This window comes from Trabulsiella guamensis ATCC 49490 (assembly GCF_000734965.1).
Lineage (GTDB): Bacteria > Pseudomonadota > Gammaproteobacteria > Enterobacterales > Enterobacteriaceae > Trabulsiella > Trabulsiella guamensis.
This window is the reverse complement of record NZ_JMTB01000049.1, coordinates 38,860-50,134: the sequence shown is the minus strand read 5'-3', so window position 1 is coordinate 50,134 and position 11,275 is coordinate 38,860. Positions and strand designations below refer to the sequence as shown.

13 protein-coding genes are annotated in these 11,275 nt (G+C 55.7%); 7 read left to right on the top strand and 6 right to left on the bottom strand.

Translation table 11 applies throughout. The annotated features are described in order from the left end of the window. From ribD to pgpA, 5 genes are all read left to right on the top strand, one after another. The coding region (gene ribD, locus GTGU_RS06660; RefSeq protein WP_038155134.1) for a bifunctional diaminohydroxyphosphoribosylaminopyrimidine deaminase/5-amino-6-(5-phosphoribosylamino)uracil reductase RibD at positions 1-750 on the top strand (750 nt) is incomplete at its 5' end. Positions 751-824: 74 nt separating this feature from the next. Beyond that, a complete protein-coding gene (gene ribH, locus GTGU_RS06655; protein WP_038155132.1) occupies positions 825-1,295 on the top strand; it encodes a 6,7-dimethyl-8-ribityllumazine synthase in 471 nt (156 codons plus the stop codon). A 21-nt stretch (positions 1,296-1,316) separates the two neighbouring features. Further along, complete coding sequence (gene nusB / locus GTGU_RS06650; protein WP_038155131.1) at positions 1,317-1,736, top strand: transcription antitermination factor NusB; 420 nt, start codon at positions 1,317-1,319, stop codon at positions 1,734-1,736. A gap of 71 nt (positions 1,737-1,807) precedes the next feature. Further along, entirely contained in the window at positions 1,808-2,785 is a 978-nt protein-coding gene (gene thiL, locus GTGU_RS06645) for a thiamine-phosphate kinase (protein ID WP_038155129.1), read from the top strand. Beyond that, positions 2,730-3,278 (top strand): phosphatidylglycerophosphatase A, encoded by a 549-nt coding sequence (pgpA, locus tag GTGU_RS06640; protein ID WP_072011921.1) that lies wholly within the window; start codon positions 2,730-2,732, stop codon positions 3,276-3,278. Before thiL ends, pgpA begins: the two co-directional genes overlap by 56 nt. 81 nt (positions 3,279-3,359) lie before the next feature. On the opposite strand, the gene GTGU_RS06635 is transcribed toward pgpA, so the two are convergent. From GTGU_RS06635 to xseB, 4 genes are all read right to left on the bottom strand, one after another. Further along, entirely contained in the window at positions 3,360-4,334 is a 975-nt protein-coding gene (locus GTGU_RS06635; protein WP_038155126.1) for an aldo/keto reductase, read from the bottom strand. Between the two features lie 66 nt (positions 4,335-4,400). Further along, a complete protein-coding gene (dxs, locus tag GTGU_RS06630) occupies positions 4,401-6,263 on the bottom strand; it encodes a 1-deoxy-D-xylulose-5-phosphate synthase (protein ID WP_038155125.1) in 1,863 nt (620 codons plus the stop codon). 25 nt (positions 6,264-6,288) lie between these two features. Beyond that, a complete protein-coding gene (gene ispA, locus GTGU_RS06625; protein ID WP_038155124.1) occupies positions 6,289-7,188 on the bottom strand; it encodes a (2E,6E)-farnesyl diphosphate synthase in 900 nt (299 codons plus the stop codon). Continuing rightward, positions 7,188-7,430, bottom strand: coding sequence for an exodeoxyribonuclease VII small subunit (gene xseB / locus GTGU_RS06620; protein WP_038155123.1), 243 nt, complete (start codon positions 7,428-7,430; stop codon positions 7,188-7,190). The genes ispA and xseB overlap by 1 nt, the downstream gene beginning before the upstream one ends. A 195-nt stretch (positions 7,431-7,625) precedes the next feature. Between xseB and thiI the strand changes: the two genes are divergently transcribed. Then, positions 7,626-9,074 carry a tRNA uracil 4-sulfurtransferase ThiI gene (gene thiI, locus GTGU_RS06615; protein ID WP_038155121.1) on the top strand — a complete coding sequence of 483 codons (1,449 nt, stop codon included), beginning with the start codon at positions 7,626-7,628 and terminating at the stop codon, positions 9,072-9,074. Positions 9,075-9,156: 82 nt separating this feature from the next. Here the strand turns inward: thiI and yajL are convergent, their stop codons facing one another. Both yajL and panE read right to left on the bottom strand, forming a co-directional pair. Then, a complete protein-coding gene (yajL, locus tag GTGU_RS06610) occupies positions 9,157-9,747 on the bottom strand; it encodes a protein deglycase YajL (RefSeq protein WP_038155119.1) in 591 nt (196 codons plus the stop codon). Beyond that, complete coding sequence (gene panE, locus GTGU_RS06605) at positions 9,707-10,621, bottom strand: 2-dehydropantoate 2-reductase (RefSeq protein WP_038155117.1); 915 nt, start codon at positions 10,619-10,621, stop codon at positions 9,707-9,709. Before panE ends, yajL begins: the two co-directional genes overlap by 41 nt. 145 nt (positions 10,622-10,766) lie before the next feature. Between panE and GTGU_RS06600 the strand changes: the two genes are divergently transcribed. Continuing rightward, positions 10,767-11,258 carry a YajQ family cyclic di-GMP-binding protein gene (locus GTGU_RS06600; protein ID WP_038155115.1) on the top strand — a complete coding sequence of 164 codons (492 nt, stop codon included), beginning with the start codon at positions 10,767-10,769 and terminating at the stop codon, positions 11,256-11,258. The last annotated feature ends 17 nt before the right edge of the window (positions 11,259-11,275 follow it).

Below are 11,275 nucleotides of genomic sequence, written 5' to 3'. Positions count from 1 at the left end.
ATTGAGGTCAGCCACGGTCTGATGATGAACGAGGCCGAGGCGCTGAACAAAGGCTTCCTGAAGCGCATGCGCACCGGTTTCCCCTACATTCAACTCAAGCTTGGCGCATCACTGGATGGTCGCACTGCGATGGCCAGTGGCGAGAGCCAGTGGATAACCTCCCCGGCGGCCCGCCGTGACGTACAGCGTCTGCGTGCGCAAAGCCATGCCATTCTGACCACCAGCGCGACGGTGCTGGCGGACGACCCGGCGCTTACCGTACGCTGGGACGAATTAGACAGCCAGTCTCAGACGATTTACCCGCGCGAAAATCTGCGCCAGCCGCTGCGAATTGTGCTCGATCGTACCGGACTGGTGACGCCGGAACACCGTATCACCCAGCAGGTGGGAGAAACCTGGCTGGTGCGTGCGCAGGAAGATGTCCGTCACTGGCCGGAAAACGTTCGTTCGTTGCAGATATCTGAGCATAATGGTCATCTCGACCTGGTATTATTGATGATGCAACTGGGCAAAGCGCAAATTAACAGTCTGTGGGTGGAAGCCGGAGCGACTTTTGCCGGGGCGTTACTGCAGGCGGGCCTGGTCGATGAGCTGATTGTCTATCTTGCGCCTACACTGTTAGGCAGTGATGCCCGCGGATTATGCGCACTACCGGGGCTTGAGAAACTGGCTGATGCCCCGCATTTGAAATTCAACGAGATACGGCAGGTCGGCCCTGATCTGTGTCTGCATTTAACGCCTGCGACATAAAGTAAGCAGTGCACAAAAGATTATGATAAAATCCGCCCCCCTGCGGGGCCATAATGAACCCGTAAAGGAAAAGTATGAACATTATCGAAGCACCCGTTGCTACTCCAGATGCCCGCGTTGCCATCACCATTGCGCGTTTCAATAACTTCATCAATGACAACCTGCTGGACGGTGCGATTGACGCCCTGAAACGTATTGGTCAGGTCAAAGATGAAAATATTACCGTGGCGTGGGTGCCTGGGGCGTATGAACTGCCGCTGGCCGCGAGCGTAATGGCGAAGACCGGTAAATTTGATGCGGTTATCGCGCTGGGTACGGTGATCCGTGGCGGTACCGCGCACTTCGAATATGTGGCCGGTGGTGCGAGCAATGGCCTGGCGCATGTCGCTCAGGATTGCGATATCCCGGTTGCTTTTGGTGTTCTGACCACTGAAAGCATTGAACAAGCCATCGAACGTGCTGGCACTAAAGCCGGTAACAAAGGTGCAGAAGCTGCACTGACCGCGCTTGAAATGATTAATGTATTGAAAGCCATCAAGGCCTGATTTTTTTGTAAGGGGAATTCCGTGAAACCTGCTGCTCGTCGCCGCGCCCGTGAGTGTGCTGTCCAGGCGCTTTACTCCTGGCAGTTGTCCAAAAACGACATCGCTGATGTTGAATACCAGTTCCTGGCGGAACAGGACGTGAAAGACGTCGATGTCCTGTACTTCCGTGAACTGCTGACCGGAGTGGCGACTAACAGCGCATATCTCGACGGCCTGATGAAGCCGTACCTGTCCCGTCTGCTTGACGAGCTGGGCCAGGTCGAGAAAGCGGTGCTGCGTATTGCGCTTTTCGAACTTTCTAAACGTGATGATGTGCCGTACAAAGTGGCCATCAACGAAGCCATCGAGCTGGCGAAAACCTTCGGTGCGGAAGACAGCCACAAGTTCGTCAATGGCGTGCTGGACAAAGCAGCTCCGGTAATTCGCCCCCACAAAAAGTAATCGACAGGCCGGGGAAGAAGAGTCAACTCTTCATCTCCGGCTTTTTTATTTCTTCTGCTGAGGCATAACGTATGGCATGCGGTGAATTTTCCCTGATTGCCCGTTATTTTGATCGCGTGAGAAGCTCTCGTCTCGACGTCGATACAGGCATCGGCGACGATTGTGCTCTCCTCAATATTCCGGACAAACAAACGCTGGCGATCAGCACAGATACGCTGGTTTCTGGCATCCACTTTCTACCCGATATCGATCCTGCTGACCTGGCGTATAAAGCGCTGGCGGTCAATCTGAGCGATCTGGCGGCGATGGGGGCTGACCCGGCGTGGCTGACGCTGGCGCTGACCCTGCCGACAGTGGATGAACCCTGGCTGCAGGCTTTCAGCGACAGCCTGTTTGACCAGCTCAATTATTACGATATGCAACTCATCGGCGGCGATACCACGCGTGGCCCGTTGTCAATGACACTTGGCATCCATGGTTTTGTGCCGGTGGGGCGCGCCCTGAAACGCTCAGGGGCGAAACCGGGCGACTGGATTTGTGTCACCGGAACGCCGGGTGACAGCGCGGCGGGACTGGCGATTTTGCAGGATCGCCTGAAAGTAAAATCGGCAGACGACGCTCGCTATCTGACGCAGCGGCATTTACGGCCAACGCCACGCATTCTGCACGGTCAGGCGCTACGCGATCTTGCCAGCTCGGCTATCGATCTGTCTGATGGCCTGATTTCCGACCTCGGTCATATCCTGAAGGCCAGTCGCTGCGGTGCGCGACTCGATCTCAATGCGATGCCGTACTCCGACGCGATGCAGCGTCATGTTGACCCCGAACAGGCGCTGCGCTGGGCATTGTCGGGCGGAGAAGATTACGAGCTTTGTTTCACGGTGCCGGAACTGAACCGTGGCGCGATGGATGTCGCTGTCGGGCATTTAGGTATTCCGGTCACCTGCATCGGCCAGATCAGCGCGGAGGTGGAAGGGCTGCATTTCCAGCGCGATGGCAAAAATATTACGCTGGACTGGAAAGGGTACGATCATTTTGACTCGCTCTAAAGATGTTGCCAAAAGCCGCCTGAACTTGCTCAATCCGTGGCATTTACTGGCGACGGGATTCGGCAGTGGCTTAAGCCCGGTTGTCCCGGGCACGATGGGGTCGCTGGCGGCTATCCCGTTCTGGTATCTGATGACCTTACTGCCGTGGCAGCTCTATTCACTGGTGGTGATGCTGGGGATCTGCATCGGCGTCTATCTCTGTCACCAGACGGCGAAAGATATGGGCGTTCATGATCACGGCAGCATTGTCTGGGATGAGTTCATCGGCATGTGGATCACGCTGATGGCATTGCCGACCAATGACTGGCAATGGGTTGCGGCGGGGTTTGTGATTTTCCGTATTCTTGATATGTGGAAACCGTGGCCGATCCGCTGGTTCGATCGCAACGTCCATGGTGGCATGGGGATCATGGTGGATGATATCGTCGCCGGGATTATCTCCGCCGGGATTTTGTATCTGATTGGCCACCACTGGCCGATTGGGTTATTTTAAATGAGTGCCGGGTGGCGGCTCCGCCTTACCCGGCCTACGGTTTCACCGGCCCGATAAGCGAAGCGCCATCGGGCAAAAAAACTATTTAAACCCCACCACCGGGTGCGGCTGGTATGGCGTTTCCAGTTCGGCGATCTGCTCCGGTTTCAGCGTGATATCAACCGCATTTAACAACTCATCAAGCTGTTCTTTCCGGGACGTACCAATAATGGGTGCCGCGATGCCTGGTTTGCTCAGCAACCACGCCAGCGCGACCTGTGCGCGGGTAGCGCCCAGATCCCCGGCAATCACGGCCAGTCGTTCCGCAATTTGTGCGTCGTTATCTTCCGTGGTGCTGTAGAGCGTTTTGCCGAACTCGTCAGAGACCAGTCGAGCCGTGGTTTCTCCCCATGGGCGGGTTAAGCGCCCGCGTGCCAGTGGACTCCAGGGGATCACCGCCACGCCTGCTTTGTAGCACAGCGGCAGCATCTCCCGCTCTTCTTCGCGGTAAATCAGGTTGTAGTGATCCTGCATGGTGACGAACGGCGCCCAGCCGTTTTGCGCCTGCAAGTCGAGCGCCTGAGCAAACTGCGACGGGTGCATGGAAGAGGCGCCGATGTAGCGCGCTTTACCCGCTTTGACCACGTCGTTCAGTGCTTCAAGGGTTTCTTCGATGGGGGTGTTGTAATCCCAGCGGTGGATTTGCAGCAGATCAACATACTCCATACCGAGACGCTTCAGGCTGTCGTCAATGGAACGCAGGATCTGGGCGCGGGAAAGACCTTCCGCTAAATCACCGACCTGGTGGAACACTTTGGTAGCGACCACCACCTCGTCGCGGCGGGCGAAATCACGCAGCGCGCGGCCGACAATCTCTTCACTGCTGCCGTCGGAGTAGCTGTTTGCGGTGTCAAAGAAGTTGATGCCGCCTTCCAGCGCCCGCCTGATGATCGGGCGGCTGCTCTCTTCCGGCAGCGTCCAGGCGTGTCTGCCACGATCGGGCTCACCGAACGTCATGCAGCCGAGGCAAAGACGGGAAACCTTAAGATCTGTTTTACCTAACGTATTGTATTTCATGGTTCCACTCCTGCTGGTGGCTCAAAATTGTACCGTTAAGCATAGCAGGAGCGGAAAGGGGAGGGATTATGCCAGCCAGGAGGTGATTTTCGTTTCAATCCCTGCGGCATCGAGGCCGATTTCCGTGCGCGCTTCTTCTTGCGTGCCTTGCGGAATAAAGAAATCCGGCAGACCCAGATTCAGCACCGGAACGGGCTTACGATGGGCCATCAGAACTTCGTTAACGCCACTACCTGCACCACCCATAATAGCGTTTTCTTCCAGCGTGACCAGCACTTCATGTTGCTCCGCCATCGCCAGAATCAGCTGTTCATCCAGTGGCTTAACGAAGCGCATGTCGACCAGCGTCGCGTTCAGTTTTTCAGCCACCGCCGCCGCCTCCGGCAACAGCGTGCCGAAACTGAGGATGGCGAGCTTTTCGCCTTCACGCTTGATAACGCCTTTACCCAGAGGCAGTTTCGCCAGTGGCTGGAGTTCAGCACCGGTGCCGTTACCACGCGGATAACGCACAGCACACGGACCGTCGCTGTAGTGATAACCGGTATAGAGCATCTGGCGACATTCGTTTTCGTCGCTCGGCGCCATGATCACCATGTCAGGAATGCAGCGCAGGAAAGAGAGATCAAACGCGCCCTGGTGCGTCTGGCCGTCTGCGCCGACAATACCCGCGCGATCAATAGCAAACATCACCGGCAACTTCTGGATAGCCACATCGTGGATCACCTGGTCGTAAGCGCGTTGCAGGAAGGTGGAGTAAATCGCCACTACCGGCTTGTAACCACCAATCGCCAGACCCGCCGCGAAGGTGACCGCGTGTTGCTCGGCAATCGCCACGTCAAAATACTGATCCGGGTATTTCTTCGAAAATTCGACCATCCCGGAGCCTTCACGCATGGCGGGCGTGATAGCCATTAATTTGTCGTCTTTGGCGGCGGTTTCGCACAACCAGTCGCCGAAAATTTTCGAATAACTCGGCAGGCCGCCGCTGCTTTTCGGTAATTTACCGCTGGTATGGTCAAATTTCGGCACTGCATGGAAGGTGATCGGGTCTTTTTCGGCAGGCTCATAGCCGCGCCCTTTTTTGGTCATGATGTGCAAAAACTGCGGGCCTTTCAGGTCGCGCATGTTTTTGAGGGTACTGACCAGTCCCAGCACGTCATGTCCGTCAACCGGGCCGATGTAATTAAAACCCAGTTCTTCAAACAGTGTGCCCGGCACCACCATTCCTTTAATGTGTTCTTCGGTGCGTTTGAGCAGCTCTTTAATCGGCGGTACGCCAGAGAAGACTTTTTTGCCGCCTTCGCGCAGGGTGGAATAGAGTTTGCCGGAGAGCAGTTGCGCCAGGTGGTTGTTCAGCGCGCCGACGTTTTCGGAAATCGACATCTCATTGTCGTTTAGGATCACCAGCATATCCGGTTTGATATCGCCGGCGTGGTTCATTGCCTCGAATGCCATACCCGCGGTGATGGCGCCATCGCCGATCACGCAGACCGTCCGGCGCTGTTTGCCTTCTTTCGCGGCCGCAATCGCGATGCCGCTGCCGGCAGAAATGGAGGTTGAAGAGTGACCGACGCTCAATACGTCGTACTCGCTCTCACCCCGCCACGGGAACGGGTGCAAACCGCCTTTCTGACGAATAGTGCCGATGCGATCGCGGCGACCGGTCAGGATTTTGTGCGGGTATGCCTGATGCCCGACATCCCACACCAGCTGATCAAACGGGGTGTTATAGACATAATGCAACGCCACGGTGAGTTCCACCGTGCCAAGCCCGGAGGCAAAATGCCCGCTGGAACGGCTTACACTGTCGAGCAGGTAACGACGCAGTTCGTCGCACAGTTTCGGCAGGCTCTCTTTCGGCAGCAGGCGCAGCTCTTGAGTCGAGTCCACCAGCGCCAGCGTCGGGTATTTGGCAATATCAAAGCTCATCAGAAACTCATCGTGGTTCTAGTGTTTATTTATCACGCTGGATTATATAGTCCGCTAGCGCTTCCAGTGCCGTGGTATCCAGTGATTGGGCGGCCAGCTGATTCAGCGACTGGCGGGCATCTTCAATCAAATCACGGGCTTTCGTACGGGCCGGCTCAAGGCCCAGCAGTGCGGGATAGGTGCTCTTACCGAGCTGCTGGTCAGCGCCCTGGCGCTTCCCAAGCGTGGCAGTATCCCCCACCACATCAAGAATGTCATCCTGAACCTGGAACGCCAGGCCGATGCTTTGCGCGTATCGATCCAGTATCGGCAGGGCGGTACGACCCGGTTCTCCAGCGCTCAGCGCCCCGAGGCGAACCGCCGCGCGGATCAATGCGCCGGTCTTATGACGGTGAATGCGTTCCAGAGCGGCGAGATCCACATGCTGACCTTCAGCGGCGAGATCGAGTGCCTGACCACCGCACATACCTGCCACACCACTGGCCTGCGCCAGTTCGGAAATCATCGCCAGACGATCGCGATCAGCAACGTCGGTCATTGGTGCATCGCTGAGTATAGAAAACGCCAGCGTCTGCAGCGCGTCACCCGCCAGAATGGCGTTCGCTTCGCCGAATTTAATATGACAGGTAGGTTGCCCGCGGCGTAAGTCATCGTCATCCATCGCCGGGAGATCGTCATGCATCAGCGAATAGGCGTGAATACATTCTACCGCGGCTGCCGGGGCATCAAGGGTTTCCAGGCTAACGCCGAACATATTGCCGGTCGCGTACACCAGGAATGGACGCAACCTCTTTCCTCCCAATAATGCACCGTAGTGCATGGCTTCAACCAGCGGAGTGTTCTGAAACGGCTGCGGATCGATGAAACGATGCAGGGCGTCATTCGCCCGAACCACGCACGCCTGAAGTTGTTGCGAAAAATCCATTACTCAGCATCCGGAGTGAAAGGGGACAGCGGGGCATCTTCGCTTTCCGCCAGCAGGATTTGTACACGCTGCTCAGCCTGTTGCAGTTTACTTTGCCCCTGACGCGCCAGCTGGACGCCGCGCTCAAATTCATTCAGCGCCTCTTCCAGCGGAAGCTCACCGCTTTCCAGGCGAGTGACGATTTTCTCAAGCTCATTCAGCGCAGTTTCAAAGCTGGCCGGGGCTTCATTTTTCTTTGGCATAGTGAATGTTTGACTCTGTTTTAGGGCGACCACGCTATGGTAACGAAGTCAGGTCGCTAAGCAAATAACGCATAATGGTAACGCGCAGGTTGGTGACGAAGGTGATATACTCCCGCGCCTGGATGCAGCTTCAGGTATGGGCTGCAATATTTTTTGTCATGCAAACCCAGAGTTTGCCAACGAACCATTACCGCCATGAAGTTTATCATTAAATTGTTCCCGGAAATCACTATCAAAAGCCAATCTGTGCGTTTGCGCTTTATTAAAATGTTAACCGGGAATATTCGTAACGTTCTGAAGCACTATGACGAGACACTTGCTGTCGTCCGCCACTGGGATCACATTGAAGTCCGTGCGAAAGACGAAAACCAGCGTCCCGCCATCCGTGACGCCCTGACCCGCATTCCAGGTATTCACCATATTCTTGAAGTCGAAGATGTGCCGTTCACCTCAATGCACGATATCTTCGAGAAAACGCTGGACGCCTGGCGTGGGAAGCTGGAAAACAAAACCTTTTGCGTGCGAGTAAAACGTCGCGGTAAGCATGAGTTTAGCTCTATTGAAGTGGAACGTTATGTCGGCGGCGGTCTGAATCAGCATGTTGAGTCCGCGCGCGTGAAGCTGACGAACCCGGACGTGACGGTCAATCTCGAAATCGAAGATGACCGTCTGCTGCTGGTGAAAGGGCGTTATGAAGGCATTGGTGGTTTCCCTATCGGCACTCAGGAAGATGTCCTGTCCCTGATTTCCGGCGGCTTCGACTCTGGCGTTTCCAGTTATATGCTGATGCGTCGCGGTTGCCGCGTGCATTATTGCTTCTTTAATCTCGGCGGCGCGGCACATGAAATTGGTGTTCGTCAGGTGGCGCACTATCTGTGGAACCGCTTCGGCAGCTCGCACCGTGTGCGTTTCGTGGCGATCAATTTTGAGCCGGTGGTTGGCGAGATCCTCGAAAAAATCGACGATGGCCAGATGGGCGTCGTGCTGAAACGTATGATGGTCCGCGCGGCGTCAAAAGTGGCTGAGCGTTATGGCGTGCAGGCGCTGGTGACCGGTGAAGCGCTGGGACAGGTCTCCAGCCAGACGCTGACCAACCTGCGACTTATCGATAACGTCTCCGACACGCTGATCCTGCGACCGCTGATTTCCTACGATAAAGAGCACATCATCAACCTGGCACGTGAAATCGGCACTGAAGACTTTGCCCGCACGATGCCGGAATACTGCGGGGTGATTTCAAAAAGCCCGACAGTGAAAGCAATAAAAGCGAAGATCGAAGCGGAAGAAGCCAATTTTGACTTCAGCATCCTTGATACTGTGGTTGCCGAAGCCAGCAACCTCGATATCCGCGAGATCGCACAGCAGACCAGCCAGGATGTGGTCGAAGTCGAAACGGTGAACGACTTTGGCGCGAACGACGTGATCCTTGATATTCGTTCTGTCGACGAGCAGGATGACAAGCCGCTGAAAGTGGAAGGCATTGATGTGGTATCGCTGCCGTTCTATAAGCTGAGCACCCAGTTCGGCAATCTCGATCAGAGCAAAACCTGGCTGTTGTGGTGTGAGCGTGGCGTGATGAGTCGCCTGCAGGCGCTGTACCTGCGTGAACAGGGTTTTACCAACGTGAAAGTATATCGTCCGTAGTTCGTTGTGCCGGGTGGCGGCTGCGCCTTACCCGGCCAACGGATGTTGCAGGCCCGGCAAGCATAGCGCCGCCGGGTAAAACCTACTCGTAATAGTTATAGATCCCCGCCGCCATCACCAGTTGTGACGCCACCTCGTGAGCCTTCTCGCGACCGACCAACAGATCAATCATCTTCAGCGCAAAATCAATCGCTGTCCCAGGCCCCTGGCTGGTGAGCAGATTCACCCGTGGATCCCAGACCACACGTTTGTCCTGCCACTGATCTTCAGGAATGGTCTCTTTAAGCCCGGGATAGCCCGTCATATTGCCGACGGGGAAGAGATCGTGCGGTACCAGCACGGTACCCGCAGCGGCGCAGATTGCCGCGACGATACGCCCGGAGAGATGAAACTGCCTGACGGTTTCCACCAGCAGCGGACTGTCGCGGAACGCTTCCGCCCCTTTCAGACCGCCTGGCAGGACAATCACGTCATAATCGCCGTCAGCGACCTGAACCAACGGCGCATCGGCCAGCAGCTTCACGCCACGTGAGCAGGTTACCGTCAGGTTGCCATCGCTGGCGACGCTGGCGGTGGTGACGGCAATCCCACCGCGCACCAGCAGATCGATGGTGGTAACCGCTTCGGTTTCTTCACTCCCAGGGGCGAGACATACCAGTGCTGACGCGCTCATATTCATTCTCCTTACGTTTAATCAGTTCGTAGAGTCTGGCGTTTTCCGGCACGCTGATGCCATGGGCGCGCGCGCGTTTGAGCAGATAGCCATTGATATAGTCTATTTCAGTATGGCGCAGGGCACGAACGTCCTGCAGCATTGAGGAGATATTTCCTGCTGTGCTCTCTACCACCTGCCAGACGTAAAACAGCAAGTCGTCCGGACTGGCGTGATGGCCTTCGCGCTGCATGACTGCCGCCACTTCGCGGCAAATGGCGGCCACTTCCTGCGGATAGTTCACCAGCGATCCGTTAGGGCAGTCGTAGATCACGGTCAAGGGATTAATCACGCAGTTAACCGCCAGTTTTTTCCAGCTGGAGGCACCCATGTCATTATGCCAGGCGACATCCGGTAACGCGGCCTGAAGCATATCAGCCAGAAAGCTGTAATCACGTGCTGCTGCGTTGGCCGGACCAATATGGGTAATGCCGTTGGCAACATGCACAATCACATTGCCGTCACGGCGTGCCGCGTGCGTGGTCATGCCTGTCAGCAGTGGCTGTTGAACCGTTCCCAGTTCATCCAGCGTTCCCATCCCGTTGTGCAGCAGCAGAATGGGGCAACGGGCGGGCAACTGGCCAGCGAGGTTTTTCACCGCCGTTGAGACCTGCCAGGCCTTGAGCGTGACCAGTAACAGGTCGCTGTTTCCCAGAAACTCGGGGTCGTTGGCCGTCAGCAATTCATTGAAGACGCTACCGTCGACTTCCTGCAGGTTTACGCTGCACCACGGTTGTGGAACGCGTAGCCATCCCTGCACTTCATGCCCCTGGCGATGCAACGCATTCAGCCAGAGCTGCCCGAGGGTACCGCATCCCAGCACGGTAATCTTCATTTTTCCTCCTCACCTGCAGCGATCACAGGCGTTATTCCTGTCAGTATAGCGCTATCAGCTATCCTTCAGACACAGACATAACAGGTTGTGTTATCTCAGGTTGCAGGTATTATGCATCGCATCAAAAAGAGAGGGAGAGTAAAACATGCCATCTTTCGATATTGTTTCTGAGGTTGATATTCAGGAAGCACGTAATGGCGTTGAAAACGCCGTGCGTGAGGTGGAGACCCGCTTCGATTTCCGTAACGTGGAAGCGACCATTGAACTGAATGAAAAGAATCAGACCATCAAGGTACTGAGCGAGTCAGATTTCCAGGTCAACCAGTTGCTTGATATCCTGCGCGCAAAACTGCTCAAGCGCGGCATTGAAGGCAGTTCCATTGAGGTGCCGGAAGAGTTTTTGCACAGCGGCAAAACCTGGTCCGTGGAAGCAAAACTGAAAACTGGCATTGACAGCGCCGTGGCGAAGAAAATCGTTAAGCTGATTAAAGACAGTAAGCTGAAAGTGCAGACGCAAATTCAGGGCGAAGAGATTCGTGTGACGGGCAAATCCCGCGACGATCTGCAGTCCGTGATGGCGCTGGTGCGCGGCGGTAATCTCGGTCAGCCGTTCCAGTTTAAAAACTTTCGTGATTAATAAAAAAAGCGGGTTTC

What these genes read in the sequence shown, in the direction of transcription:
- GTGU_RS06635 (WP_038155126.1), bottom strand. Translation starts at nt 4,334, where the DNA reads ATGAAATACAATACGTTAGGTAAAACAGATCTTAAGGTTTCCCGTCTT.
- pgpA (WP_072011921.1), top strand. Translation starts at nt 2,730, where the DNA reads ATGGCAAAAATATTACGCTGGACTGGAAAGGGTACGATCATTTTGACT.
- xseB (WP_038155123.1), bottom strand. Translation starts at nt 7,430, where the DNA reads ATGCCAAAGAAAAATGAAGCCCCGGCCAGCTTTGAAACTGCGCTGAAT.
- GTGU_RS06600 (WP_038155115.1), top strand. Translation starts at nt 10,767, where the DNA reads ATGCCATCTTTCGATATTGTTTCTGAGGTTGATATTCAGGAAGCACGT.
- panE (WP_038155117.1), bottom strand. Translation starts at nt 10,621, where the DNA reads ATGAAGATTACCGTGCTGGGATGCGGTACCCTCGGGCAGCTCTGGCTG.
- dxs (WP_038155125.1), bottom strand. Translation starts at nt 6,263, where the DNA reads ATGAGCTTTGATATTGCCAAATACCCGACGCTGGCGCTGGTGGACTCG.
- thiI (WP_038155121.1), top strand. Translation starts at nt 7,626, where the DNA reads ATGAAGTTTATCATTAAATTGTTCCCGGAAATCACTATCAAAAGCCAA.
- thiL (WP_038155129.1), top strand. Translation starts at nt 1,808, where the DNA reads ATGGCATGCGGTGAATTTTCCCTGATTGCCCGTTATTTTGATCGCGTG.
- yajL (WP_038155119.1), bottom strand. Translation starts at nt 9,747, where the DNA reads ATGAGCGCGTCAGCACTGGTATGTCTCGCCCCTGGGAGTGAAGAAACC.
- ribH (WP_038155132.1), top strand. Translation starts at nt 825, where the DNA reads ATGAACATTATCGAAGCACCCGTTGCTACTCCAGATGCCCGCGTTGCC.
- ispA (WP_038155124.1), bottom strand. Translation starts at nt 7,188, where the DNA reads ATGGATTTTTCGCAACAACTTCAGGCGTGCGTGGTTCGGGCGAATGAC.